This is a genomic window from Pseudomonas sp. 2995-1, assembly GCF_002742505.1.
Taxonomy (GTDB): domain Bacteria; phylum Pseudomonadota; class Gammaproteobacteria; order Pseudomonadales; family Pseudomonadaceae; genus Aquipseudomonas; species Aquipseudomonas sivasensis.
Window position 1 is genome coordinate 1 of record NZ_LJSA01000250.1, and the last position, 26735, is coordinate 26735.

The window sequence follows — 26735 nt, forward strand, 5'->3', positions numbered from 1 at the left end:
GCTGTTGTAGTGAGCGGGCTTGCCCCGCGCTGGGGCGCGAAGCGGCCCCCATGAAAACCACACAGGCCGTCTGAAAACGTGCGGCATTTGGCTTCAGGGCCGCTTCGCAGCCCAGCGCGGGGCAAGCCCGCTCACCACAAGACTTCTTTTAGCCACACTATTTCGACTTAGCTCACCTCTCTCACCGCCCGAAAAGCCTCATCAATCGCCGCATGGGCGTACGCACTCCACGCCGCATCCGAGTTGGCGATGCTCACATGCCCTACAGATTTGCGCGCCAGATTCATCAACGCTTCATATGAAGCAAGTTGTGTCGTCAAGTGAGTTGCACGCTGTTGTAGTGAGCGGGCTTGCCCCGCGCTGGGGCGCGAAGCGGCCCCCATAAAAAACACACAGGCCGTCTGAAAACGTGCGGCATTTGGCTTCAGGGCCGCTTCGCAGCCCAGCGCGGGGCAAGCCCGCTCACCACAAGACTACTTTTAGCCACACTATTTCGACTTAGCCCACCTCTCTCACTGCCCGAAAAGCCTCATCAATCGCCGCATGGGCGTACGCACTCCATGCCGCATCCGAGTTGGCGATGCTCACATGGCCTACAGGTTTGCGCGCCAGATTCATCAACGCTTCGCTCTCATCTGCGTTATCAAACAAGCTGTTGGAGAAGCTCGCATACCCGTGTGACCAGCGGTTGACCGTGATCGCCAGAATATCCGTCTCGTGCTTGAACCCACCCGGCCCGAGCATGCGTTGCAGTTGGTCACGCAGTTGCGCCTCCAGTTGCTCGAACGTCTGCCCATACAGCTTGCCCCGCCCAGCGCGTGCCTGGTCGCGGGCGTTCATACCGCTGTTGGGGCTGGTGGGCACGTAGACCATGTGCAGGCCAATCGGCTGCGTCGGGTCCCGTGGGTGATCGTAGCCGCCCATGCTCACCGGGTAGTCCAGCTTGATGCGACTGTACGGTTGGGTCGCCGCGTAAATTTCATGCACCCCCAGTTTTTGGAAGGACTGCCAATTGCGGATCACCACCTTGGTGTACACCAGCGGGTATTTCACGTTCTGGCTCAAGGCATGGGCCTGGGGCGCTGGCAGGTCTTTGAGCAGGTACGGAATCATCATGTTGTAGCACGCCAGGATGCAGCGCTTGCCGCGCACCTGTGCGAGTTGGCCGCCGCGGCTGTAGCCGATATGCACACCGCCATCGACGTTACGCACGCTGACGGCGGTGCTGTTCAAGCGCAGCCGTACCGGCGCCTTGGGTTGGTCGAGCCTGGCGTAGTCAAAGGTAGCCAGCACGATGTCGTCCATGGTGTGCCCCGGTGCTACGCCTGGGATCAGACTACGCACCAGCAACCGCGCCACCGAGGCATTGCCATCCGGGAAATGGTAGATGTAGGGCTCTTCCATTTCCGCTGCGGCTTCTTCGCTGATCGGTGCCAGGTTCATGCCCGCAAACCCGGGGAAACCTACGCTATAGGCATCGGCCGCTGCCACGGCATCAATGCTCAGCGCCATGAAGTCATTGGTACGGCTTTGGAAGTACTTCACCGCGCCTTCCGATAAGCCTACGTCCTTGAGCAGGAAATTGCGGTAGCTGGTCGCCGCCAGATGGTCGGCCTTTTCTTCGGCAGTCTTACCTGGCAAGTAGTCCTTTGGCGTCATGTGCAGGTCTATCAGCGCCTGGCGATCCTCTGCAGGCAGGGGGAAGTCATTGATGAAGTCGCTGATGGACCGCGCATGCAGTTGGTCCGGCGCAATATCGTCGGCCACCATGGGCGTCGGGTCGCCGGTCACCAGTTTGTCTTCGCCGAAGTTTTCCTTGTCGAAAAACACACCGCGCGACAGGCCCAGGTTGGGGTAGAACTGGCGGTCGAAGGCGGTTTCGAAGCGCTTGATATCAACCCCGAGCTTCTTCAACAGCCCGTTCACTTCCTTGCTGTACAGATGGTTCGGCGACTGCAACGCCTCGCTGCCGCCGTAACCGATGATCATGCGGCCACCGGCCTGGAATTCATTGCGCTTGGCGTGGCCGCCGAAGTCGTCGTGGTTTTCCAGGATCAGGATCTTCGCCTTGGGGTGCTTTTCCCGGTAGAACCATGCCGCCGACAAACCGCTCAAGCCACCCCCGACCACCACCAGGTCGTAATCCTCGGTGATCGGCAATTTCTCGGTGTCGAACACTTTCTTTTCCCAGCCCATCTGGTGAGCCACTTCGAACGAGCCGACATGGCTGCCGCGCAGGCCGGTAAGGGCAGGGGGGTAGTAGCGGCCATCGGGTGCGGCCTGGAGCAGTTGCAGTGGGGTCATGCCTGCGGCAACGGTAATGGCGACGCCGTTGAGGAAGTCGCGGCGGGTGATGTCCATTGGTGGGAACCTGAGATTTTATTGTTGTAGGACCCGGCACCCAAGGCAGGTGCCGGGGAGGCGCTTAATCAGTGCTTGAACATCACATGGCGAACGGTGGTGTAGTCCTCCAGCCCATACATGGACATGTCCTTGCCATAGCCCGATAGTTTCTGACCGCCATGGGGCATTTCGCTGACCAGCATGAAGTGGGTATTCACCCACGTGCAGCCATACTGCAACCGCGCGGCCAAACGGTGGGCGCGGCCTACATCGGCGGTCCATACGGACGACGCCAAGCCGTAGTCCGAATCATTGGCCCAGCCCAACACCTGTGCCTCGTCGGTGAACTTCGTCACCGACACCACTGGCCCGAACACCTCGCGGCGCACGATTTCATCGTCCTGCTGTGCATCGGCCAATACCGTCGGCTCAAAGAAGAACCCATTGCCGTCCACCGCCTTGCCACCGGTGATCAGGCGGATATGCGGCTGTGCCACCGCACGCTCGACAAACCCCGCGACACGGTCGCGGTGCTGTGCGGTGATCAGCGGGCCCAGTTCGGTGGCCGGGTCATCCTGCAAGCCGTATTTGATGCTGGCGACCGCCGCGCCGAGCTTCTCGACAAATGCGTCGTAGATATCCGCTTGGGCGTAAATGCGGCACGCGGCCGTGCAGTCCTGGCCGGCGTTATAGAAGCCAAAGGTGCGAATGCCTTCCACGGCGGCATCGATGTCCGCGTCGTTGAAGATGATCACCGGCGCTTTGCCGCCCAACTCCATGTGCATGCGCTTCACGCTGTCAGCGGTGCTGGAAATGATATTCGCGCCGGTGGCGATGGAGCCGGTCAGCGACACCATGCGCACTTTCGGGTGGTTCACCAGTGGGCTGCCCACGGTCGGCCCACGACCGAACACCAGGTTGAGTACGCCGGCCGGGAAAATCTCCGACGCCAGTTCAACCATGCGCAACGCGGTCAGCGGGGTTTGCTCCGACGGCTTGAGCACCACGGTATTACCGGCGGCCAGGGCCGGGGCGATTTTCCAGGCGACCATCATCAGCGGGTAGTTCCACGGCGCAATGGAGGCGATCACGCCCACCGGGTCGCGGCGGATCATCGAGGTGTGGCCCGGCAGGTATTCACCGCCGGCCGAGCCGCTCATGCAACGGCTGGCGCCGGCGAAGAAGCGGAACACATCGGCAATCGCCGGGATCTCGTCGTTCAGCGCAGCGCTGTAGGGCTTGCCGCAGTTGTCCGATTCCAGCTTGGCCAGCTCTTCGCCGTGGACTTCGATCGCGTCGGCCAGTTTCAGCAGCAGCAGCGAGCGGTCCTTCGGTGCGGTTTGCGACCAACCTTCGAACGCCGCATCGGCTGCGCGCACAGCGGCGTCGACCTGGGCTTCGCTGGCTTCCTTGATTTCTACCAGTACGCGGCCGAGGGCTGGGTTGAATACGGCTTGAGCCGGGCCTTCGCCTTCGATCAGTTGGCCGTTGATCAGTAATTTGGTTTGCATGGTTCAGCTCTCCACAAACTATTGTTATTTCCTTGAAGCAACCGACTCTAAATGTGGGAGGGGGCTTGCCCCCGATGACAGTCTTTCAGTCACATCATCTACAACTGACCCACCGCTATCGGGAGCAAGCCCCCTCCCACATTTGAGCTCGGTGCCTTCAATAAAAAAGTTATTTACCGCCACTCCCGGCCACGCTTTCACCACCGCGGGTCAGGTAATAGGCACCGAGAATCGGGAACATCGTCACCAGCATCACCAGCATCGCCACCACGTTGGTCACCGGCACATCCCGCGGGCGACTCAACTGGTTGAGCAACCACAGCGGCAAGGTGCGCTCGTGGCCGGCGGTGAAGGTGGTGACGATGATTTCGTCGAACGACAGCGCGAAGGCGAGCATGCCGCCGGCCAGCAGCGCCGAGCCCAGGTTGGGCATGATGATGTAGCGGAAGGTCTGCCAGCCGTCGGCGCCCAGGTCCATTGAGGCTTCAATCAGGCTGTGGGACGTGCGGCGCAAACGGGCGATGACGTTGTTGTAGACGATCACCACGCAGAAGGTCGCGTGGCCGACGATGATGGTGAACATCCCGGGCTCGATGCCCAACGTCTTGAACGTCGCCAGCAACGCGATACCGGTGATGATCCCCGGCAGCGCAATCGGCAGGATCAGCATCAGCGACACGCCTTGCTTGCCAAAGAACTCACGGCGATACAGCGCCGCCGAGGCCAATGTGCCGAGCACCATGGCGATCAGGGTGGCGATGGCTGCGATCTGCAGCGACAACTTGATCGACTCCAGCACGTCCGGCCGGGCGAACGCCACGCTGAACCACTTCAACGTGAAGCCCTGTGGCGGAAAGCTGAACGCTGCCTCTTCGGTATTGAAGGCGTAGAGGAAGATGATCAGGATCGGGAAGTGTAAAAACACCAGGCCGCCCCAGGCTGCGATCTTTAGTCCCAGCGAAGATTTCTCAGAGTGCATCGAAGGCCCCCAGGCGTTTGACGATGGACAGGTAAACCGCAATCAGCACGATGGGCACCAGGGTGAACGCCGCTGCCATGGGCATGTTGCCGATGGCGCCTTGCTGCGCGTAGACCATGCCACCGACGAAGTAGCCCGGTGGGCCCACCAGTTGCGGCACGATGAAATCGCCCAGGGTCAGCGAGAAGGTGAAGATCGACCCGGCGGCAATCCCCGGAATCGACAGTGGCAGAATCACTTGCATAAAGGTCTGGCGCGGCTTGGCGCCCAGATCCGCCGAGGCTTGCAGCAACGACGGCGGCAAACGCTCCAGCGATGCCTGGATCGGCAGGATCATGAACGGCAGCCAGATATAGACGAACACCATGAACCGCCCCAGGTGTGAGGTGCTCAAGGTGCTGCCGCCCACACCGGGAATACCCAGCACGAACTGCAACACCGGTTCCAGGCCCAGGTGCTGCACGAACCACTGCGCCACGCCGCCCTTGGCCAGCAGCAGGGTCCAGGCGTAGGCCTTGACGATGTAGCTGGCCCACATCGGCATCATCACTGCGATGTAAAAGAATGCCTTGGTCTTGCCCGTGGTGTAGCGCGCCATGTAGTAGGCAATCGGGAAGGCCACGATGGCGCTGGCAATCGACACCACAATCGCCATGCTCAAGGTGCGAAGGATGATGTCGAAGTTCGACGGCTGGAACAGTGCGGCGAAGTTGGCCAGGGTCAGGTCCGGCGTGACCGCCATGGTGAAGTCGTCGAAGGTGTAGAAGCCTTGCCACAGCAAGGTCAGCAACGAGCCGAGGTAAATCGCGCCGAACCAGATCAGCGGCGGTATCAACAGCATCGCCAGATACAGGTTGGGCTTGCGGTACAGCAGGTTGGAAAACCTGCGCATCGGTGGTTGGGAGAGGGCCAGGCTCATGTCACACCTCGCCTGCAATGTCGGTCAGCGGTGTCATGGCTTCCCGCGCCCAGCGCGCGGTAATGGACTGGCCGACCTGATGGCCGCTGCTGATATCCAGCCACTGGTTGTTGGCCTGGCTGATGTTCAGCGCCTGGCCGTTTTCCAGTTTCAGCTCATAGCGGGTGGCGCTGCCCTGGTACTGGATGTCATGCAGCAGGCCGCTGACTTCCACTTCGCCAGCACCCAGTGGGCCGTCGGCAAACCGCACGTGTTCCGGGCGGATCGAAAATGGCTGCGCGCTGCCGCTGAGGCGCTGGGCCAGCTCGCCGCGAATCACGTTGGAGGTGCCTACGAATTCGGCGACGAATGAGGTAGCCGGTTTCATGTACAGGTTGCGCGGGGTGTCGACTTGTTCGATGCGGCCTTTGTTGAACACTGCCACGCGGTCGGACATCGACAACGCTTCGGTTTGATCGTGGGTCACGAAAATAAAGGTGATGCCCAACTGGCGTTGCAGCTTCTTCAGCTCGCTTTGCATCTGTTCGCGCAGCTTGAGGTCAAGGGCGCCCAAGGGTTCATCGAGCAGCAGCACGCGGGGGCGATTGACCAGTGCGCGTGCCAGTGCCACACGCTGGCGCTGCCCACCTGAAAGTTGCACCGGCTTACGGTCGCCATACCCACCGAGGGCGACCATGCCCAAGGCTTCTTCGGCGCGGTTCAGGCGTTCGGCCTTGCCCACGCCTTTGACCTTGAGGCCGTAGGCCACGTTGTCGCGCACATTCATATGGGGGAACAGTGCGTAATCCTGGAACACGGTGTTTACGTCACGCTGATACGGCGGCAAGCCGGCGGCTTCCTCGCCATGAATGCGGATCGAGCCAGCGCTCGGTTGCTCGAACCCGGCGATCAGGCGCAGGCAAGTGGTCTTGCCAGAGCCGGAAGGGCCGAGCATGGAAAAGAACTCGCCGTCCTGGATATCGATGGAAACCCGGTCGACGGCTTTCACTTCGCCGAACTGACGGGAAACGTGGGTGAATTGGACTGCAAGCGTCATGGTGCGGTGCTCCAAAAAGGCGCGGGTCGTCGCAGCGGCCCGGCCTGGACTTCTGAAAAAACAAAACATCTATGAGTGCGGTCAATGTGGGAGGAGGCTTGCTCCCGATGGCGGTGTGTCAGGCAACACAGGTTTGTCTGATGTACCGCTATCGTGAACAAGCCCCCTCCCACAGGGGACCTAGGTCGTTTGGAAGGCCTTACCTGCCGCCCATGATCGCGATGTAATCCTGGGTCCAGCGGCTGTACGGTACGAACTTGCCGCCCTCAGCCTGCGGGGTTTTCCAGAAGGCGATTTTGTCGAACTGGTCGAAGCCGTTGGTCTTGCAACCCTCGGCGCCGAGCAGTTCGCTTTCCTTACAGGCCGCAGGCACCGCCGGCAGCGAACCGAACCAGGCGGCGACATCGCCCTGGACCTTCGGCTGCAGCGACCAGTCCATCCACTTGTAGGCGCAGTTCGGGTGCTTGGCCTCGCTGTGCAACATGGTGGTGTCGGCCCAGCCGGTGGCGCCTTCTTTCGGAATGGTCGAGGCAATTGGCTGTTTTTCATTGACCAGCCCGTTGACTTGATACGGCCAGGCGCTGGAGGCCACCACGCCTTCGTTCTTGAAGTCACTCATTTGCACGGTGGTGTCGTGCCAGTAGCGGTGGATCAACGGTTGCTGGGCGCGCAACAGGTCGAGCACGGCTTTGTACTGGGTTTCGGTCAGTTCGTATGGGCTCTGGATGCCCAGTTCCGGCTGGGTCGATTTGAGGTACAGCGCTGCATCGGCGATGTAGATCGGGCCGTCATAGGCCTGCACGCGGCCTTTGTTCGGCTTGCCGTCCGGCAGGTTCTGGGCGTTGAACAGCACATCCCAGCTGGTGGGCGCGGTCTTGAACACGTTGGTGTTGTACATCAGTACGTTCGGGCCCCATTGGTACGGGGTGCCGTAGGTCTGCTGGCCGACCACGTACCACGGCGCGTCTTTAAGGCGTGGGTCGATGTTTTTCCAGTTTGGGATCAGCGAGGTGTTGATCGGCTGCACACGCTTGCCGACGATCAATCGCAGCGACGCATCGCCCGACGCGGTGACCAGGTCATACCCGCCCTTGGCCATCAGGCTGACCATTTCGTCAGAAGTGGCGGCGGTTTTCACATTGACCTTGCAGCCGGTTTCCTTCTCGAAACCAGTGACCCAGTCGTAGGCCTTGTCGCTTTCGCCACGTTCGATATAGCCGGGCCAGGCGACGATATCCAGCTGGCCTTCGCCAGCGCCAATCGCCTTGAGCGGTTCGGCGGCCTGAATGCTGACGCTGGCCAGCAGCGCGGTGGTCAAGGCACTGAGCAGTGCGGTCTTGTGCGCGGACATGGGGGTTCCCTCTTCTTTAATTATGGTCGGGGCAGTTGTGTGCAACCGGTGACGCAAAAGCTTAGTTGTTGTTTTAAAGATGTTGGCCGTGGCGGGCCATGATGTGGCGCACCACGCTGTAGTCCTGTAGCGAATCACTGGACAGATCTTTCCCATACCCCGAGCGCTTCAAGCCGCCGTGGGGCATTTCGCTGACCAGCATGAAATGGCTGTTGATCCAAGTGCAGCCGTATTGCAGGCGTGCGGCTACCTGCATGGCCTTGTCCAGATTCTGGGTCCACACAGAGGAGGCCAGGCCGTATTCGGAGTCATTGGCCCAGTCCACTGCCTGTTCCAGCTCATCGAAGCGGGTCACGGTTACCACTGGACCAAACACTTCGCGCTGCACAATTTCATCGCTCTGTTTACAGCCGGCGAGCAAGGTTGGCTGGTAATAGAAGCCCGCGCCGGAATGCACGGCGGCGCCCGTGACCCGCTCGATATGCGGCTGGCCGAGGGCACGCTCGACAAAACTGGCCACGCGGTCGCGCTGGCGCGTACTGATCAGCGGGCCGAGTTCGTTGTCGGCATCACGCTTGCCGGCAAAGCGCAGGCTGCTGACCGCCGCACCGAGGTCGGCGACCAATTTGTCGTGAATCCCCGCCTGGGCGTAGATGCGGCATGCGGCGGTGCAGTCCTGACCGGCGTTGTAGTAACCGTAGGCGCGCACACCCTCGACCACGGCCTGCAGGACGGCATCGTTACACACGATTACCGGCGCTTTGCCGCCCAGTTCCAGGTGCGTGCGTTTGAGCGTCTTGGACGCGGCTTGCAGGATTTTCTGCCCGGTGACGATATCGCCGGTCAGGGAAACCATGCGCACTTTCGGGTGGCTGACCAGATGACTGCCCACACCTTCACCGCCGCCACAGAGAATGTTGATGACCCCGCGTGGTAACAAGTCCTTCAGCACAGGGGCCAGTGCGAGGATCGACAGCGGCGTATGTTCCGACGGCTTGAACACCAAGGTATTACCGGCAGCCAGCGCCGGGGCGATCTTCCAGGCGGCCATCATCAACGGGTAGTTCCACGGTGCGATGGAGGCGACGACGCCAATTGGATCGCGCCGCACCATGCTGGTGTAGCCCGGCAGGTATTCGCCGCTCAGTTGCCCGGTCTGGCAGCGCACGGCCCCGGCGAAGAAACGGAACACGTCGACGGTGGCGCTCAAGTCATCCTGACGCGCCAGGTGCAACGGCTTGCCGCAGTTCAGGGATTCCAGGCGGGCCAGGTAATCGGATTGTTTTTCGATGGCATCAGCGATGCCCAGAAGAATGTTTGAACGCTGTTGCGGCGTGGTCCGCGACCAGCTGGCAAATGCGCGGTGGGCCGCGAGGATGGCTGATTCGACCTGCTCGGTGCTGGCTTCAGCAATTTGGGTAAGCACTTCACCGGTGGCCGGGTTGATGATCGGCTCGGCGAATCCCTGGCCCTGGACCAGTTCGCCGTCGATCAGCAACGCAGTAAGCAGCGGGGTGGGCGCGCCGGACATTTTTCGCGATCTCTTTTCTTGTGTGGTCATGGGCGTTCTCTTACAAGGCGCCGGACCTTCTCTTATGGATGAACTGAGAGTAGAGGTCAGGCGCGAGGTCAACAAATACTAAATACTGAATGCAGCATTCGATTAAATAGATGGCTTGCGTGGGTGCGGCTGTTCCCGGGCCACGGTGAGGAACGGGTCTACCAGCGCGGGACGCGCGGTGCCTCGGCGCCACGCCAGGCCCACATCGAGGGTCTGGCTGAGGTCGGCGATCGGCCGTGCCTCGATGATGTCGCCCTCCAGGGACCATGGGCGGTAGGTCATGTCTGGCTGAATCGACACGCCCAGTCCTGCTGCCACTAGGCTACGCACTGCCTCCGTCGATGCTGTACGCAGCGTGACGCGGGGTTGCAGGCCTGCGCTGGTCCAAAGGCGCTGGGCGTTTTGGCCCATTTCATCAACATTCAGCTGAATCAACGGCTCGCGCGCGACATCGGCCAGGTTGATGCTGTCGTGCTCCAGCAGCGGGTGCTGCGCCGGCAGCCACAGGCGATGGGGCGAGTGGGTCAGGACTTCTGTCTGAAGGGCGTGGCGGTCTTCGAGGTTGGAGAGGATCAGCACGCCGACGTCGATTTCGCCGCTCACCAGCAAATGCTCGATATAGGGGCGTTCGTCCTCCATCACGCGGATTTCCACATTGGGGTAGGCGCGCTGGAAGCGGGTGAGCAGGTCGGCGAGGTAGTAGCCGGCCACCAGGCTGGTCACGCCGATGATCAATTGCCCGGCCACTTGGTCGGTGCTTTGTTGCAGGCTGCGCTTGGCGTTGTCGACGGTGGCGAGGATCAAGTGCGCCTGGCGCAGGAACTGGTGGCCCTGATGGGTGAGGGTCATGCCCTTGGCGTGGCGGTTGAACAGGTTTACCCCGATTTCCTGCTCCAATTGCTGGATCGCCAGGGTCAGGGTCGACTGGGAAATAAACGCGGTCTGCGCGGCGGCGGAGATCGAGCCGGTCTCGGCCACGGCGATAAAGTGCCGGATTTGACGCAAGGTCATCATGCTGGAATTACCAGTGGGGTGTTTTTATAGATTTGTCCGAGTGTATATCGGTTTTAGCGAACGGCAGTGGCGTTACATCTGGAAGCACTCTAGATCAGGGCTTTTTGGCACTTAGTTTTACGCTGGGGGCCTATTGGTCCTATGAACCCAAGTGTCTGGAGGCTACGAATGAATACCCGTGGATTGCTCGATCAGTTGCTCAAGTCCGGCCAGGACATGCTGCAAAACAAGGCTGGCGGCCAACGCAAGCAGGACGACAAAGGCGCTTTGGGCGGACTGCTTGGCGGCGGGGGGCTGGGCAGCCTGCTTGGCGGTGCCGGTGGCGGCGCCCTGGCAGCCGGTGCCATGGGCTTGTTGATGGGCAACAAGAAGGCGCGCAAATTCGGCGGCAAAGCCCTGACCTACGGCGGGCTGGCCGCATTAGGCGTCATTGCCTACAAGGCCTACGGCAACTGGCAGGCCAATCAAGCCAATGCGCCCAAGGGCGAGCCGCAGACCATCGACCGCCTACCACCGGCCCAAGTCGAGCTGCACAGCCAAGGCATTCTCAAGGCGCTGGTTGCAGCAGCCAAGGCCGACGGCCATGTGGATGAGCGCGAGCGAGAGCTGATCGAGGGTGAGTTCACCAAGCTGGATAACGACCGCGAGCTGCAAAGCTGGCTGCACGCCGAGCTGAACAAGCCTCTGGACCCGGCCGATGTCGCCCGCGCGGCAAGCACCCCGGAAATGGCTGCCGAAATGTATATCGCCAGTGTGATGCTGGTCGACGAAGAAAACTTCATGGAAAAGGCCTATCTGGACGAATTGGCCCGCCAACTGAAACTGGAGCCTGGCTTGAAGCTGGAGCTGGAAAAGCAGGTGCGTCAAGCTACCCTCTGAGCATCTCTGTATAGATAAAGCACCCTGGCTGGCTGAATGCCCCAGGGTGTTTTTGCATTCCATGAGCGCTGCATCAAAACCCATTGATTAATGAGGCCTTCTGCTCAGCTATACTCCCCTCCATTTGAATGGCCCTTCGAGGAATTACTGTGAAGAACTGGACCTTGCGCCAACGCATCCTGGCAAGTTTTGCGGTCATTATCGCCATCATGCTGTTAATGGTTGTGGTCTCCTACTCACGGTTGCTGAAGATCGAAACCAGTCAGGAAGCCGTCCGGGACGATGCGGTACCGGGGGTTTATCTCAGTTCTATGATCCGCAGCGCGTGGGTCGACAGTTACCTTCAGACCATCGACATCATTGGCCTGCGTGAGGATAAAACCTTCACCAATACCGACAAGGCCGACTACAAGGCCTTCGAAGCGCGTATTGAGCAACAGATGGCCAATTACGAAAAAACCGTGCGCAGCCAGGCTGATCGCATGGAGTTCGATAACTTCAAAGCCGCACACATCAATTACAACAAGGTCCTTGAGCAGTTGCTGGACCGCGTCCAGAACAACGACCTGCCCGCTGCACGCGAGTTGCTTGAAGAGCAACTGACGCCGATCTGGATCGAAGGTCGCATGAAGCTCAATGACATTATTACGGAGAACAAAAACGTCTCTGATCGCGCCACCGCGGCGATTGACGATGCCGTTCTGTCGGCCAAGATCAGCATGGGCGTGTCGCTGATCATCGCCATCCTCGCCGCCGGCCTGTGCGGCCTGCTGCTGATGCGCGCGATCATGGCGCCGATGCAGCGCATCGTCGAAATCCTCGACACCATGCGCACTGGCGACCTGAGCAAGCGCCTGAATCTGGAGCGCAAGGACGAATTCAACGCGGTAGAAACCGGCTTCAACGACATGATGACCGAGCTCACCGCTCTGGTTTCCCAGGCGCAACGCTCTTCGGTTCAGGTCACCACCTCAGTGACGGAGATTGCGGCGACCTCCAAGCAGCAGCAGGCCACCGCTACCGAAACTGCCGCGACCACCACCGAGATCGGCGCCACTTCGCGGGAAATCGCCGCCACTTCCAAGGATCTGGTGCGCACCATGACCGAAGTCTCCACCGCTGCCGACCAGGCTTCGGTGGCCGCCGGTTCCGGCCAGCAGGGTTTGGCGCGCATGGAAGAGACGATGCACTCGGTGATGGGGGCCGCCGACTTGGTGAATGCCAAGCTGGCGATCCTCAATGAGAAGGCCGGCAACATCAACCAGGTGGTGGTGACCATCGTCAAAGTCGCCGACCAGACCAACCTGTTGTCCCTGAACGCCGCCATCGAAGCGGAAAAAGCCGGTGAATACGGCCGCGGGTTTGCCGTGGTCGCCACCGAAGTGCGTCGTCTCGCCGATCAGACCGCCGTGGCCACTTACGACATCGAGCAGATGGTGCGTGAGATTCAGTCGGCGGTGTCTGCTGGCGTGATGGGCATGGACAAGTTCTCCGAAGAAGTGCGCCGCGGCATGTTCGAAGTGCAGCAAGTGGGCGAGCAACTGTCGCAGATCATCCATCAGGTGCAGGCCCTGGCGCCGCGGGTGTTGATGGTCAACGAGGGCATGCAGGCCCAGGCCACCGGCGCCGAGCAGATCAACCACGCGCTGGTGCAGTTGGGTGATGCCAGCAGCCAGACCGTCGAATCCCTGCGCCAAGCCAGCTTTGCCATTGATGAACTGAGCCAGGTTGCGGTGGGTCTGCGCAGCGGCGTGTCGCGTTTCAAAGTGTGATGAGCGACCTCGCGGCTAAACGCGGCGCCGTCCCGGCAGCGAAAAAGGCGTTGTTCCTGGTGTTTCACATCGGCAGTGAACGTTATGCCCTCAAGGCCACCGAAGTGGCCGAGGTGCTGCCGCGCCTGCCGCTCAAGCCCATTGCCCATGCGCCCTCTTGGGTGGCGGGTATCTTTGCTCATCGCGGAGCGTTGGTGCCGGTCATCGACCTGAGTGCGCTGACCTTCGGTACGGCGGCCCAGGCGCGTACCAGCACGCGGTTGGTGTTGGTCAATTACCAGCCGCAACCCTGGGTCGAGTCTCGCCGGTTGGGGCTGATCCTCGAGCAGGCCACCGATACCCTGCGTTGCGACCCCGCGGAATTTCAGCCTTATGGCCTGGAGAACCCCCAGGCGCGCTATTTGGGGCCGGTGCGTGAGGATGCGTTGGGCCTGATGCAATGGATCGGCGTGAACGACGTGCTCACCGATGACGTGCGCGCCCTGTTGTTTTCTGCCGAGCTGAGCGTATGAGCAACGACCCGCGCTTCTTTGCCTTCCTCAAGGAACGTATCGGCCTGGACGTCGCGTCGGTCGGCGAGGCCATTATCGAGCGCGCCGTGCGCCAGCGCAGCCAGGCCGTGCAGGCGCAGACGCCAGGCGAATACTGGCAGCGCCTGCAAAGCTCCCACGACGAGCAACAAGCACTGATCGAAGCGGTGATCGTTCCCGAGACGTGGTTTTTCCGTTACCCCGAATCCTTTGCGACTTTGGCCCGGTTGGCGATTGCACGCCTGGCCGAGATCAAGCAGATGCGCGCGCTGCGCATCCTCAGCCTGCCGTGCTCCACCGGCGAAGAACCCTATTCGATTGCCATGGCCCTGCTCGATGCCGGCCTGGCGCCGCATCAGTTCAAGGTGCTCGGCCTGGACGTCAGCCCGCTGTCGGTGGAGCGTGCGCGGCGCGGGGTGTATGGCAAGAACTCGTTCCGCGGTAGCGATATTGCCTTTCGCGATCGCCACTTCACTGAACACAGCGACGGGTTCCACATCGCCGACCGCGTGCGCGAACAAGTGCGTCTGCAAGTCGGCAACTTACTGGACCCGACGCTGCTGGCGAACGAGGCGAGCTACGATTTCGTGTTTTGCCGCAACCTTTTGATCTATTTCGACCAGCCGACGCAGAAGCAAGTGTTCGATGTGCTCAAGGGCCTGACCCACGTAGACGGCGTACTGTTTATCGGCCCGGCCGAAGGCAGCCTGCTGGGCCGGCATGGCATGCGTTCGATCGGGGTGCCGCAGTCTTTCGCCTTTAGTCGGCACGCCGAACCTAACCTGCCGGCGCCGGTATTCGTGCCGATACCGAGCCCTCAGCGCAGCGCGGCGCCCATCCCTGTCAAGCCAAGGCCGTTCAGTACCGCGAGCGCCCAGGTGGTGCCGATCAAGCCACCGCCGCCTTCCGACGCGGGTACCTTGCTCAGCCGCATCGCCACCTTGGCCAACGAAGGCAAGAGTGCCGAGGCCCGTGTCGCCTGCGAACAGTATTTGAACAGCCACCCGCCAGCCGCCCAGGTGTTCTACTGGCTGGGGCTGCTCAGCGATGTGGCCGGCAGCGCCCTGGAGGCTCAGGGGTTTTATCGGAAAGCCTTGTACCTGGAACCTCAGCACCCGCAGGCCTTGATTCACCTGGCCGCGTTGCTCGAATCCCAGGGCGACAGCGCGGGGGCGCGCCGTTTGCAAGCGCGGGCCGCCCGTAGCGAGCGAGCAGACAGTGAGTCCAAACGATGAGTAGCCCCGACGCGCTCGACACCGCCGGCCTGGACCTGACTATGGCCGACACCCAGGCCATCGACGACTGCTGGAACCGGATCGGTATCCACGGCGACAAGTCCTGCCCGCTGCTGGTGGACCATATCCACTGCCGCAACTGTGCGGTGTACTCAGCGGCCGCCACGCGCCTGCTGGATCGCTACGCCCTGCAGCAGGACGACCATCGTCCGGCCGCTGCAGTTGAAGTCGACGAAGAGATCGTCACCCGCTCGTTGCTGATGTTCCGTCTCGGTGAAGAGTGGTTGGGCATCGCCACCCGCTGCCTGGTGGAGGTGGCTCCGTTGCAACCGATTCACTCGCTGCCGCACCAGCGTTCCCGCGCCTTGCTCGGCGTGGCGAACGTGCGGGGGGCGCTGGTGGCGTGCCTGTCTCTGGTGGAGCTGCTCGGCCTGGACAACACCGGTCACGGCGCCAGTGGCGGGCGGATCATGCCGCGTATGTTGATCATCGCCGCGCAGGATGGCCCAGTGGTGGTACCGGTGGACGAAGTGGACGGCATCCATGCCATCGATGAGCGCACCTTGAACGCTGCGTCGGCGCCAGGCTCCCAGGCCAGCGCACGCTTTACTCAGGGCGTGTTGCAATGGAAGGGCCGCAGCCTGCGTTGGCTGGATGAGGCGCAATTGTTGTCCGCCGTGACCCGGAGCCTCACATGACCCCCGATCAGATGCGCGACGCCTCGCTGCTGGAACTGTTCAGCCTGGAAGCCGATGCACAGACCCAGGTACTGAACGCGGGCCTGCTGGCCCTGGAGCGTAACCCGACCCAGGCCGACCAGCTTGAAGCCTGTATGCGCGCGGCCCATTCGCTCAAGGGCGCGGCGCGGATCGTGGGGGTGGATGCGGGTGTCAGCGTGTCCCACGTCATGGAGGATTGCCTGGTCAGCGCCCAGGAAAGTCGCCTGTACCTGCAACCCGAACACATTGACGCCTTGCTGCAAGGCACCGACCTGCTGATGCGCATCGCCACCCCGGGAAACACCGTGGGGCCAGCGGACATCGACGCTTATGTGGCGTTGATGGAGCGCCTGTTGGATCCGTCGCAGCCCACCGCTAAAGCTGCGCCACCGCCTGTCGTGTCCCAGCCTGCACCCGCGCCGGTCATCGAAGAATTGCCGCCGGAGCCCGAGCCCGCTCCCCCTGTTGCCAGCGATCCGCCGCGTCAGGGCAAGCGCATGACCGAAGGCGGCGAGCGCGTGTTGCGCGTGACCGCCGAGCGCTTGAACAGTCTGCTGGATCTGTCGAGCAAATCCCTGGTGGAAACCCAGCGGCTCAAGCCCTATCTGGCCAGCATGCAGCGCCTCAAACGTATTCAAAGCAATAGCGTGCGCGCCCTGGACACACTGGACGGTCACCTCAAGACTCTGGATCTGAACCTCGAAGCCCAGGAAGCCCTGGCTGATACCCGTCGCCTGCTGAGCGAGGCGCAGGCCTTACTGGCGGAAAAAACGGCCGAGCTGGATGAGTTCGGCTGGCAGGCAGGGCAGCGCGCTCAGGTGCTCTACGACACTGCGCTGGCCTGTCGCATGCGTCCGTTTGCCGATGTGCTGGCCGGACAGGTGCGTATGGTGCGCGACCTCGGCCGCAGCCTCGGCAAGCAGGTGCGCCTGGAGATCGAGGGCGAAAAGACCCAGGTCGACCGTGATGTGCTGGAAAAGCTCGAAGCGCCGCTCACCCATCTATTGCGCAATGCCGTCGACCACGGCATCGAAATGCCCGACCAGCGCCTGCTGGCCGGCAAACCCGCCGAAGGCTTGATCCGCCTGCGCGCCTCCCATCAGGCCGGTCTACTGGTGCTGGAACTGAGCGACGACGGCAACGGCGTTGACCTGGAGCGCCTGCGCGGGACCATTGTCGACCGTCATCTGTCGACCCTGGAGACTGTGTTGAACCTGAGCGAAGAGGAACTGCTGACGTTCCTGTTCCTGCCGGGTTTCAGCCTGCGCGACAAGGTTACCGAGGTGTCCGGGCGCGGCGTCGGACTGGATGCGGTGCAGCATATGGTCCGCCAGTTGCGCGGCGCGGTGGTGCTGGAGCAGACGGCGGGGCAGGGCAGTCGTTTTCACTTGGAGGTGCCGCTGACCCTTTCGGTGGTGCGCAGCCTAGTGGTGGAAGTTGGCGAAGAAGCCTATGCGTTCCCGCTGGCGCATATCGAACGTATGTGCGACCTGGCCCCCGACGACATTGTGCAACTCGAAGGCCGCCAGCATTTCTGGCACGAGGGCCGGCATGTTGGCCTGGTCGCCGCCAGCCAGCTGTTACAGCGCCCGCCGGGGCAGACCAATGACGAGACCTTGAAGGTGGTGGTGATCCGCGAGCGCGATGCGGTGTACGGTATCGCCGTGGAACGTTTCATCGGCGAGCGTACCCTGGTGGTGTTGCCGCTGGATGACCGCCTGGGCAAGGTCCAGGATATTTCCGCCGGCGCCTTGCTGGATGACGGCTCGGTGGTGTTGATCGTCGATGTTGAAGACATGCTGCGTTCGGTGGACAAGCTGCTCAACACCGGGCGCCTGGAACGCATCGCCCGGCGCAGCCAGCAGGTCACCGAGGCGCCGCGCAAACGCGTACTGGTGGTGGATGACTCGCTCACCGTGCGTGAGTTGCAACGTAAATTGCTGCTTAATCGCGGGTACGAAGTGGCCGTTGCGGTCGACGGTATGGACGGCTGGAACGCCTTACGTTCCGAAGACTTCGACCTGCTGATCACTGACATTGATATGCCTCGCATGGACGGTATTGAATTGGTCACACTCTTGCGCCGTGATACTCGCCTGCAATCGTTGCCGGTGATGGTGGTGTCGTACAAAGACCGTGAAGAGGACCGTCGCCGTGGGTTGGATGCCGGCGCCGATTATTACTTGGCCAAGGCCAGCTTCCACGACGACGCGTTGCTGGATGCCGTCGTGGAGCTGATTGGGGGCGCGCGGTCATGAGGGTTGCGATCGTCAACGACATGCCCCTGGCCGTGGAGGCCTTGCGCCGCGCCTTGAATTTCGAGCCCTCGCACGAGGTGGTGTGGGTGGCCGGCAATGGTCTGGAGGCAGTGCAGCGCTGCGCTGAGTTGACGCCTGACCTGATCCTGATGGATCTGATCATGCCGGTGATGGACGGCGTGGAGGCCACGCGGCAGATCATGGCCGAGACCCCGTGCGCGATCCTGTTGGTGACCGTCGACCGCCAGGCCAATATGAGCCGGGTGTTCGAAGCCATGGGCCACGGCGCCCTGGATGTGGTGGACACGCCTGCACTCGGCGTAGGCAATCCAAAGGATGCGGCGGCACCGCTGCTGCGCAAAATCCTCAACATCGGCTGGCTGATCGGCCAGCGCGGCAGCCGCGTGCGCACCGAAACCACGTCAGCGCGCACCTCCGGCAAACGCCAGAGTTTGGTGGCTATCGGCTCTTCGGCGGGTGGCCCGGCTGCCCTGGAAATCCTGCTCAAGGGTTTACCCCGTGACTTTCCCGCCGCCATCGTGCTGGTGCAGCATGTGGACCAGGTCTTTGCCGCCGGCATGGCCGAATGGCTCAGCAGTGCTTCCGGGCTGCCGGTGCGCCTGGCCCGCGAAGGCGAACCGCCGCAAAGCGGTGTGGTCTTGCTGGCCGGTACCAATCACCACATTCGTCTATTGAAGAACGGCACGCTAGCCTATACCGCAGAGCCGGTGAACGAGATTTACCGGCCTTCGATCGACGTGTTCTTCGAAAGCGTGGCCAGCCACTGGAATGGTGACGCCGTCGGCGTACTGCTGACCGGCATGGGTCGTGACGGGGCCCAGGGCCTTAAGTTAATGCGTGAACAAGGTTATTTGACCATCGCCCAGGATCAGCAGAGCTCGGCGGTGTATGGCATGCCCAAAGCGGCGGCGGCGATTGATGCCGCTGTTGAAATTCGCCCTCTGGACAGAATTGCGCCCCGATTACTGGAGGTCTTTGCACAATGAACATGACCTTGCGCGATGCTGGCTTGCAGGTAGTAATTCAGGTGACTGCAGATGAATGATTTACAGATCGACGACATCAAGACCGACGAAAATGCCGCCATGGTGTTGCTGGTCGACGACCAGGCCATGATCGGCGAAGCGGTCCGACGCGGCCTGGCCCATGAAGAAAACATCGATTTCCACTTCTGCGCCGATCCGCACCAGGCGATTGCCCAGGCTATCCGCATCAAGCCGACGGTGATCCTGCAGGACTTGGTGATGCCCGGCCTCGATGGCCTGACTCTGGTGCGCGATTACCGCAATCACCCGGCCACGCAGAACATCCCGATCATCGTGCTATCCACCAAGGAAGACCCGCTGATCAAGAGCGCTGCATTCTCGGCGGGGGCCAACGACTACCTGGTCAAGCTGCCGGACAACATCGAACTGGTGGCACGCATCCGCTATCACTCGCGTTCCTACATGACGCTGCTGCAGCGCGATGCGGCTTACCGCGCGCTGCGGGTCAGCCAGCAACAGTTGCTGGACACCAACCTGGTGCTGCAACGCCTGATGAACTCCGATGGCCTTACCGGACTATCCAACCGCCGTCACTTCGACGAATACCTGGAACTGGAGTGGCGCCGCGCCATGCGCGACCAGACCCAACTGTCGCTGCTGATGATCGACGTGGACTTCTTCAAGACCTACAACGACAGCTTCGGTCACGTCGAAGGCGACGAAGCCCTGCGCAAAGTTGCCGCCACCATCCGCGACGCCAGCAGTCGCCCTTCGGACCTGCCGGCGCGCTACGGTGGTGAAGAGTTTGCGTTGGTGCTGCCGAACACCTCACCGGGAGGCGCGCGACTGGTGGCCGAAAAGCTGCGCATGGCCGTCGCGGCGTTGAAAATCCCGCATATCGCCCCGGCAGAAGGCTCCAGCCTGACGATCAGCATCGGCCTGTCGACCACCACGCCGCAGCAGGGTACGGATTGTCGGCAGCTGATATTGGCGGCGGACAAGGGCTTGTATACGGCCAAACACAATGGGCGTAATCAGGTCGGCATCGAGTGAATCGAGGCCGCAACCGATCAACATGTGGGAGGGGGCTTGCCCCCGATAGCGGAGGGTCAGTCACCTGATGCACCGCCATCGGGAGCAGGCCCCCTCTCACATTTAACCCAGCGTAGTCTGCCTTTTCGCCAGGCGGGCTGCCGCTCCCCCCCGTTTGCCGTTATACTCGCCGGCTTTCAAAAGTTCGCCAACGAGTGCTGCCCGCCATGGAAATCAACCCGATCCTGAACACCATCAAGGACCTGTCCGAGCGCTCCGAAACTATTCGGGGGTATCTTTGACTACGATCAAAAGCATGAGCGTCTGACCGAAGTCAATCGTGAGCTTGAAGATCCGAGTGTCTGGAACAAACCTGAATACGCCCAAGAGTTGGGCCGCGAGCGCGCTGCGCTGGCGCAGATCGTCGACACCCTCGACGAACTGAACACCGGTCTGGCCGATTGCCGTGACCTGCTGGACATGGCCGTCGAAGAAAACGACGAAGGCGCAGTGGGCGATGTCATCGCCGAGCTGGCCCGTCTAGAGGAAAACCTCGCCAAGCTCGAATTCCGCCGCATGTTCAGCCATGAAATGGACCCGAACAACGCCTACCTGGACATCCAGGCCGGTTCCGGCGGCACCGAAGCCCAGGACTGGGCCAACATCCTGCTGCGCATGTACCTGCGCTGGGCCGACAAACGCGGCTTCGACGCTACCATCATGGAGCTGTCGGCCGGTGAAGTGGCTGGCATCAAGGGCGCGACCGTGCACATCAAGGGTGAATACGCCTTTGGCTGGCTGCGTACCGAAATCGGCGTGCACCGCCTGGTGCGCAAGAGCCCGTTCGACTCCGGCAACCGTCGCCACACTTCGTTCTCCGCGGTGTTCGTCTCGCCAGAGATCGACGACAAGGTGGAAATCGAGATCAACCCGGCCGACCTGCGTATCGACACCTACCGTTCCTCCGGTGCTGGTGGTCAGCACGTAAACACCACCGACTCGGCCGTACGTATTACTCACGTACCGACCAACACCGTGGTCAGTTGCCAGAACGAACGTTCCCAGCACGCCAACAAGGACACCGCCATGAAAATGCTGCGGGCCAAGTTGTACGAGCAGGAAATGCAGAAGCGCAACGCCGCTTCCCAGGCGCTGGAAGACACCAAGTCGGATATCGGCTGGGGTCACCAGATCCGTTCGTATGTGCTCGATGCGTCGCGGATCAAGGATCTGCGCACTAACATCGAACGCAGCGACTGCGACAAGGTACTCGACGGCGATATCGACGAATACCTGGAAGCCAGCCTGAAGTCCGGCTTGTAATAAAGATTGTAGGAGCCGGCTTGCCGGCGATCCCCGGCCGCAGGCCGGGGACAACGAACCTGATGGAAATTTTAAAGACATGAGCGACCAACAACTCGACCCGCAAGCCCTGCAACAGGAAGAAAACTCCCTGATCGCCCTGCGCAAGGAAAAGCTTGCTGCCGAGCGCGCGAAGGGCAATGCCTTCCCCAATGACTTCCGCCGCGAAAACTACTGCGATGCCTTGCAGAAACAGTACGCGGACAAGACCAAGGAAGAGCTGGCAGAGGCTGCGATCCCGGTCAAGGTGGCAGGTCGCATCATGCTCAACCGTGGCTCGTTCATGGTGATCCAGGACATGACCGGTCGCATCCAGGTCTACGTCAACCGCAAGACCTTGCCTGAAGAAACCCTGGCCTCGGTGAAAACCTGGGACATGGGCGACATCATTGCCGCCGAAGGCACCCTGGCCCGTTCCGGCAAGGGCGACCTGTACGTCGAGATGACCAGCGTGCGCCTGCTGACCAAGTCCCTGCGCCCGCTACCGGACAAGCACCACGGCCTGACCGACACCGAGCAGCGCTACCGCCAGCGCTACGTTGACCTGATCGTCAACGAAGACGTGCGCCAGACCTTCCGCGTGCGTTCGCAAGTCATCGCCCACATCCGCAGCTTCCTGATGGCGCGTGACTTCCTCGAAGTCGAAACCCCGATGCTGCAAACCATCCCCGGCGGTGCCGCAGCCAAGCCATTCGAAACCCACCACAACGCCCTGGACCTGGAAATGTTCCTGCGTATCGCGCCGGAGCTGTACCTGAAGCGTCTGGTGGTGGGTGGTTTTGAAAAGGTCTTCGAGATCAACCGCAACTTCCGTAACGAAGGTGTCTCGACCCGTCACAACCCAGAATTCACCATGTTGGAGTTCTACCAGGCCTACGCCGACTACGAAGACAACATGGACCTGACCGAAGAACTGTTCCGCGAACTGGCACAGCTGGTCCTGGGCAGCACCGACGTGCCGTACGGCGACAAGGTGTTCCACTTCGGCGAGCCGTTCGTGCGCCTGTCGGTGTTCGACTCGATCCTCAAGTACAACCCCGAGCTGACCGCTGACGACCTCAACGACATCGACAAAGCCCGCGCCATCGCCAAGAAAGCCGGCGCCAAGGTGCTGGGCTTCGAAGGCCTGGGCAAACTGCAGGTGATGATTTTCGAAGAGCTGGTCGAGCACAAGCTGGAACAGCCGCACTTCATTACCCAGTACCCGTTCGAAGTCTCGCCGCTGGCCCGTCGCAACGATGACAACCCGAACGTCACTGACCGTTTCGAGCTGTTCATTGGTGGCCGCGAAATCGCCAACGCCTACTCCGAGTTGAATGACGCGGAAGACCAGGCCGAGCGCTTCATGGCTCAGGTGGCCGATAAGGACGCCGGTGACGACGAAGCCATGCACTACGACGCAGACTTCGTACGCGCCCTGGAATACGGCATGCCGCCAACCGCCGGTGAAGGTATCGGCATCGACCGACTGGTGATGTTGTTGACCAACTCGCCGTCGATCCGCGATGTGATCTTGTTCCCGCACATGCGGCCGCAAGCGTAACCCTAGCGAAATCCGAAGCCGCCTTTTATAAGGCGGCTTTTTTATGGGGCGTTTTTAAGCGTCAAGCAAACAGCGCCAGGTTTTGATCTATTCAAGGATGTGTGTCGTGAACCGCGTAATCGCACAAGAAGGCGCCGCCGGCATTGCCGCTGCCGTGGCTGAAAGCGTCCAGTACCAGGGCCGTAAGGCCAGTCGTCGGGGCAGCGAGCAACGGCGGCAAGACATTCTCGATGCGGCCATGCGTATTGTGGTGCGTGAGGGCGTACGAGCCGTGCGCCATCGGGCGGTGGCGGCGGAAGCGGGCGTGCCGTTGTCGGCGACCACCTACTACTTCAAAGACATCGATGACCTGCTGACCGACACCTTCGCGCAGTACGTCGAACGCAGCGCCGCCTTCATGGGCAAGCTGTGGGTGCGTAACGAAGGCCTGTTGCGCGAGATGGTTGCCTACGGCGATGGCAGCCCGGAGTCACGTTCGCAATTGGCCGATGACATCGCGCGACTGACCGCCGACTATGTGCTGCGCCAACTGACCAACCGTCGCGAACACCTCATGGCCGAACAGGCGTTTCGTCAGGAAGCGCTATTGAACCCGCGCCTGGCCGAACTGGTGCGTTCCCATCAGCAGATTTTATTGCAGGGCACCGGGCAGTTTTTCCAGGTGTTGGGCTCCCGCGAGCCGCAGCAGGACGCCAAGGTGTTGACGGCGATTATCAGTCGGATGGAATATCAGGGCCTGTTGGGCGGCGCAGAGCCTCTGACCGGTGAAGAGATGCTTGAGATCCTCAAGCGTTACATGCATTTGGTGTTGGCCTCGGTCTGACACCGGAGGGTGTCTGATGAAAACCTGGCGTATCGCGCTAATCGCCTTGTCGTTCCTGCTGCTCAGCGGTTGTTTGGTGACCTTCAAGGAGCCGCTGGCAAGCCGTGAAGCGGCGCCGAATGAGTTGCTGGGCCACTGGTCCAGCAAGAATGCGTGGGGTGAGCCGCTCAGCTTACACATCACTCGCGCCGGTGAGCACCGCTACAAAGCCGTGAGCTACCCTAAAGCGGCGCCGGGCCAGCGCGATGAGTACCTGTTTACTGTGTCGCGCCATGGCAATCGGTGGTACCTGTCGGCGCCGTTGCCTACAAAGTTCGGTGGGAATTTTATCCTGGCCGGCTTCGAATTCGACGAAAAGCACGAATTGGTGGTCTACAACCTGGATCTGGAGCAGATCCGCCAAGCCATCGGCCAACAGGCATTGGATGGAGGCACCGTAGAAACCGTCGAAGGCGACGGGGTGTTGGTGGACAGCCCCATGGACCGGGTATTCGCCTACCTGGATGACCCGGCCAATGCCGATGTGTTCGTTGAAGCCGCGCGCTATCAGCGTGCGGGCAAATAACGTTTAAAGAAGGAAGCACCCGGTGGACGATTACCAGCAGACGATACGCACCTTGTCCGATCGCATTGTGCTGGCACAGACACCGATTCGCGTCCTCGACGCCGTCAAATGGGACGACACTATTCGCCAGGGATTCCTCAAGGCCAAGGGCAAGGCAATGCCTGCCGTAGACCGCGACTATTACCTGAACCGGCCGCTGTCGTTTGACTCCAGTGCGGTGAAGCTGGAATTCCAGAATATCGAGCGTGACATCACCCGTCGCCTCGGCCAGTTCAGCCCGGTGGGGCAGATCATGCGTCGCATGTGCCGCGAGTACCGCATGGTGGTTCGGATGCTCGAAGCGCGCGGCACCGAGGACTTCGGCCTGATCTCCCAAGAGCTGTACGGCGCCGCCTCCGATGCGTTCCACGCCGGCGACCCAACCCTGGCCGACCTGGGCCTGATGCTCTCCGACTACCTGAATAACATCGACGGCCGTGGCGACCTCAAGGACGAAGCCAAGACCCTCACCGCCAAGGACGCCGTCGCCCTGCTGCAAACCCGCCTGAACAAGGTGTTCGGCGAGGCGGAAGAAACCATTCGCGTGTTCGAGTCCGACGGCATCGTTGCGGATGCAGCGGCGGGGGCCGACTACATCAAGATCCGCGCCGATGCGATGTTCAACAATCGCGACGTGCGCGCCCTGGAAGTCCATGAAGGCCTGGTGCACGTCGGCACTACCCTCAACGGCCAGAACCAGCCGATCTGCACTTTCCTGTCCAAAGGCCCGCCGTCTTCCACGGTGACCCAGGAAGGCTTGGCGATTCTGATGGAGATCATCACCTTCGCCTCCTACCCGAGTCGCCTGCGCAAACTCACCAACCGCACGCGCGCTATCCACATGGTGGAGGAGGGCGCCGATTTCCTGCAGGTGTTCGAATTCTTCCGCGAGCAAGGCTTTGAAATCGCTGAAAGCTATGGCAACGCCAGTCGCGTATTCCGTGGCTCGGTGCCCAATGGACTGCCGTTTACCAAGGATTTGTCCTACCTCAAGGGCTTCATCATGGTCTACAACTACATCCAGTTGGCCGTGCGCAAAGGCAAGCTGGAACAGGTGCCGTTGCTGTTCTGCGGCAAGACCACTCTGGAAGACATGCGTACCCTGCGCCAACTGGTGGACGAAGGCCTGGTGGTGCCGCCCAAGTACCTGCCTGAACAGTTCCGCGACATGAACGCATTGGCGGCGTGGATGTGCTTCTCCAACTTCCTCAACCACTTGAGCCTTGATCGGATCGAGGCGGATTACTCCAATATCCTCTGAAGAAACCGGGTCTAAATGTGGGAGGGCGCAAACCACCTCCCACATTGAATCTTCAACAGTCGGTCAATTTCACCTTAATCACGAGGCTTCAACGGATGAGAATCCTCGGCATTCTATGCCTGCTACTCACATTGAACGGTTGCAGCTCCCTGCTGTTCTACCCCGAACCCGGCCTGCCGTTCACGCCCGAAAAAGCGCACTTGCAATACCGCGACGTCACCCTCACCACCGCCGACGGCGTGAAGCTGCACGCGTGGTGGCTGCCGGCCAAGGCTGGCGTGCCCGTCAAAGGCACGGTGCTGCATTTGCACGGCAACGGCGGCAATCTGGCCTGGCACCTGGGTGGCAGTTGGTGGTTGCCGGAGCAGGGCTATCAGGTGCTGCTGGTGGACTATCGCGGATACGGGTTGTCCGAAGGCAAACCGTCCTTGCCGGCGATCTATCAGGATGTGGATGCAGCATTCAGTTGGATCGACAAAGCCCCCGAAACCCAGGGCCAGCCGCTGATTGTTCTCGGCCAGAGCCTGGGCGGTGCGCTGGCCGTGCATTACCTGGCAGAGCATCCGGAGCGTCAGGCCAGGCTTAAGGCGTTGGTACTGGATGGTGTGCCAGCCAGTTATCGTGACGTAGGACAATTCGCCCTCAGCACCTCCTGGCTAACATGGCCGTTTCAAGTGCCCTTGTCCTGGCTGGTCCCCGACGCCGACAGTGCGATCAACGCCATGCCTCGGCTGACCGGCGTGCCGAAACTGCTGTTCCACAGCCTGGATGACCCGATCGTGCCGCTTTCCAATGGCATCCGTCTGTACCAGGCGGCGCCACCGCCCAGGGTGTTGCAATTGACCCGAGGCGGTCATGTGCAGACCTTTGCCGACAAGACCTGGCAAACCGTGATGCTGCGCTACCTGGATGACCCGCAGCACTTCAACGGCCTACGCCGCCTGGGCGAAATTCCGAACTACCCCATTCCTAAAGTTGACTGATCAGAGAGCCCGC

General features: G+C 61.2%; 22 protein-coding genes. 14 read left to right on the plus strand and 8 right to left on the minus strand.

The genetic code is table 11. The features are described 5' to 3' along the window. Positions 1-498: 498 nt before the first annotated feature. From AOA61_RS04815 to AOA61_RS04850, 8 genes are all read right to left on the minus strand, one after another. On the minus strand, positions 499-2361 hold the full coding sequence (locus AOA61_RS04815) for an FAD/NAD(P)-binding protein (protein WP_099601252.1): 1863 nt from the start codon (positions 2359-2361) through the stop codon (positions 499-501). A 68-nt stretch (positions 2362-2429) separates the two neighbouring features. Next, the gene (locus AOA61_RS04820) at positions 2430-3854 is read right to left on the minus strand and encodes a gamma-aminobutyraldehyde dehydrogenase (protein ID WP_099601253.1); all 1425 of its coding nucleotides are present in this window, start codon (positions 3852-3854) and stop codon (positions 2430-2432) included. 169 nt (positions 3855-4023) lie between these two features. Continuing rightward, positions 4024-4833: an ABC transporter permease gene (locus AOA61_RS04825; RefSeq protein ID WP_032891735.1), complete on the minus strand. Its 810-nt coding sequence runs from the start codon at positions 4831-4833 to the stop codon at positions 4024-4026. Continuing rightward, a complete protein-coding gene (locus AOA61_RS04830) occupies positions 4823-5752 on the minus strand; it encodes an ABC transporter permease (RefSeq protein WP_032891733.1) in 930 nt (309 codons plus the stop codon). Before AOA61_RS04830 ends, AOA61_RS04825 begins: the two co-directional genes overlap by 11 nt. 1 nt (position 5753) lies before the next feature. Continuing rightward, positions 5754-6788, minus strand: coding sequence for an ABC transporter ATP-binding protein (locus AOA61_RS04835; RefSeq protein WP_095183981.1), 1035 nt, complete (start codon positions 6786-6788; stop codon positions 5754-5756). 199 nt (positions 6789-6987) lie between these two features. After that, a complete protein-coding gene (gene ydcS / locus AOA61_RS04840) occupies positions 6988-8139 on the minus strand; it encodes a putative ABC transporter substrate-binding protein YdcS (protein WP_095183982.1) in 1152 nt (383 codons plus the stop codon). A gap of 73 nt (positions 8140-8212) precedes the next feature. After that, positions 8213-9670, minus strand: a complete 1458-nt coding sequence (locus AOA61_RS04845; RefSeq protein WP_178075181.1) for a gamma-aminobutyraldehyde dehydrogenase — start codon at positions 9668-9670, stop codon at positions 8213-8215. 132 nt (positions 9671-9802) lie between these two features. Continuing rightward, positions 9803-10714 carry a LysR family transcriptional regulator gene (locus AOA61_RS04850; protein WP_032891728.1) on the minus strand — a complete coding sequence of 304 codons (912 nt, stop codon included), beginning with the start codon at positions 10712-10714 and terminating at the stop codon, positions 9803-9805. A 168-nt stretch (positions 10715-10882) separates the two neighbouring features. Between AOA61_RS04850 and AOA61_RS04855 the strand changes: the two genes are divergently transcribed. The 14 genes from AOA61_RS04855 to AOA61_RS04920 all read left to right on the plus strand — a co-directional run bounded on the left by AOA61_RS04855 (position 10883) and on the right by AOA61_RS04920 (position 26722). After that, entirely contained in the window at positions 10883-11593 is a 711-nt protein-coding gene (locus tag AOA61_RS04855; protein WP_099601255.1) for a tellurite resistance TerB family protein, read from the plus strand. Between the two features lie 149 nt (positions 11594-11742). Next, on the plus strand, positions 11743-13365 hold the full coding sequence (locus AOA61_RS04860) for a methyl-accepting chemotaxis protein (RefSeq protein ID WP_032891725.1): 1623 nt from the start codon (positions 11743-11745) through the stop codon (positions 13363-13365). Then, complete coding sequence (locus tag AOA61_RS04865) at positions 13365-13877, plus strand: chemotaxis protein CheW (protein WP_032891724.1); 513 nt, start codon at positions 13365-13367, stop codon at positions 13875-13877. The genes AOA61_RS04860 and AOA61_RS04865 overlap by 1 nt, the downstream gene beginning before the upstream one ends. Then, the gene (locus AOA61_RS04870; protein WP_032891723.1) at positions 13874-15130 is read left to right on the plus strand and encodes a protein-glutamate O-methyltransferase CheR; all 1257 of its coding nucleotides are present in this window, start codon (positions 13874-13876) and stop codon (positions 15128-15130) included. The genes AOA61_RS04865 and AOA61_RS04870 overlap by 4 nt, the downstream gene beginning before the upstream one ends. After that, positions 15127-15828: a chemotaxis protein CheW gene (locus tag AOA61_RS04875; protein WP_032891722.1), complete on the plus strand. Its 702-nt coding sequence runs from the start codon at positions 15127-15129 to the stop codon at positions 15826-15828. The genes AOA61_RS04870 and AOA61_RS04875 overlap by 4 nt, the downstream gene beginning before the upstream one ends. Further along, a complete protein-coding gene (locus AOA61_RS04880) occupies positions 15825-18107 on the plus strand; it encodes a hybrid sensor histidine kinase/response regulator (protein WP_095183986.1) in 2283 nt (760 codons plus the stop codon). The genes AOA61_RS04875 and AOA61_RS04880 overlap by 4 nt, the downstream gene beginning before the upstream one ends. Further along, a complete protein-coding gene (locus AOA61_RS04885) occupies positions 18104-19114 on the plus strand; it encodes a chemotaxis response regulator protein-glutamate methylesterase (RefSeq protein WP_099601256.1) in 1011 nt (336 codons plus the stop codon). The genes AOA61_RS04880 and AOA61_RS04885 overlap by 4 nt, the downstream gene beginning before the upstream one ends. Positions 19115-19165: 51 nt before the next feature. Beyond that, positions 19166-20167 (plus strand): diguanylate cyclase, encoded by a 1002-nt coding sequence (locus tag AOA61_RS04890; RefSeq protein ID WP_032891719.1) that lies wholly within the window; start codon positions 19166-19168, stop codon positions 20165-20167. 206 nt (positions 20168-20373) lie between these two features. Beyond that, positions 20374-21469 (plus strand): peptide chain release factor 2 gene (gene prfB, locus AOA61_RS04895; RefSeq protein WP_099601257.1). Its coding sequence is split into 2 segments (ribosomal slippage): positions 20374-20445 and positions 20447-21469, totalling 1095 coding nucleotides; the frame shifts between segments, so codons are not numbered across the junction. 79 nt (positions 21470-21548) lie between these two features. Beyond that, positions 21549-23051, plus strand: coding sequence for a lysine--tRNA ligase (lysS, locus tag AOA61_RS04900; RefSeq protein WP_032891718.1), 1503 nt, complete (start codon positions 21549-21551; stop codon positions 23049-23051). A 106-nt stretch (positions 23052-23157) separates the two neighbouring features. After that, positions 23158-23874 carry a TetR/AcrR family transcriptional regulator gene (locus tag AOA61_RS04905; RefSeq protein WP_032891717.1) on the plus strand — a complete coding sequence of 239 codons (717 nt, stop codon included), beginning with the start codon at positions 23158-23160 and terminating at the stop codon, positions 23872-23874. A 16-nt stretch (positions 23875-23890) separates the two neighbouring features. Next, positions 23891-24439, plus strand: a complete 549-nt coding sequence (locus AOA61_RS04910; protein ID WP_099601258.1) for a hypothetical protein — start codon at positions 23891-23893, stop codon at positions 24437-24439. 22 nt (positions 24440-24461) lie between these two features. After that, complete coding sequence (locus AOA61_RS04915; RefSeq protein WP_032891715.1) at positions 24462-25739, plus strand: flavohemoglobin expression-modulating QEGLA motif protein; 1278 nt, start codon at positions 24462-24464, stop codon at positions 25737-25739. Between the two features lie 95 nt (positions 25740-25834). Continuing rightward, positions 25835-26722, plus strand: coding sequence for an alpha/beta hydrolase (locus AOA61_RS04920; protein ID WP_095183989.1), 888 nt, complete (start codon positions 25835-25837; stop codon positions 26720-26722). Positions 26723-26735 lie beyond the last annotated feature (13 nt).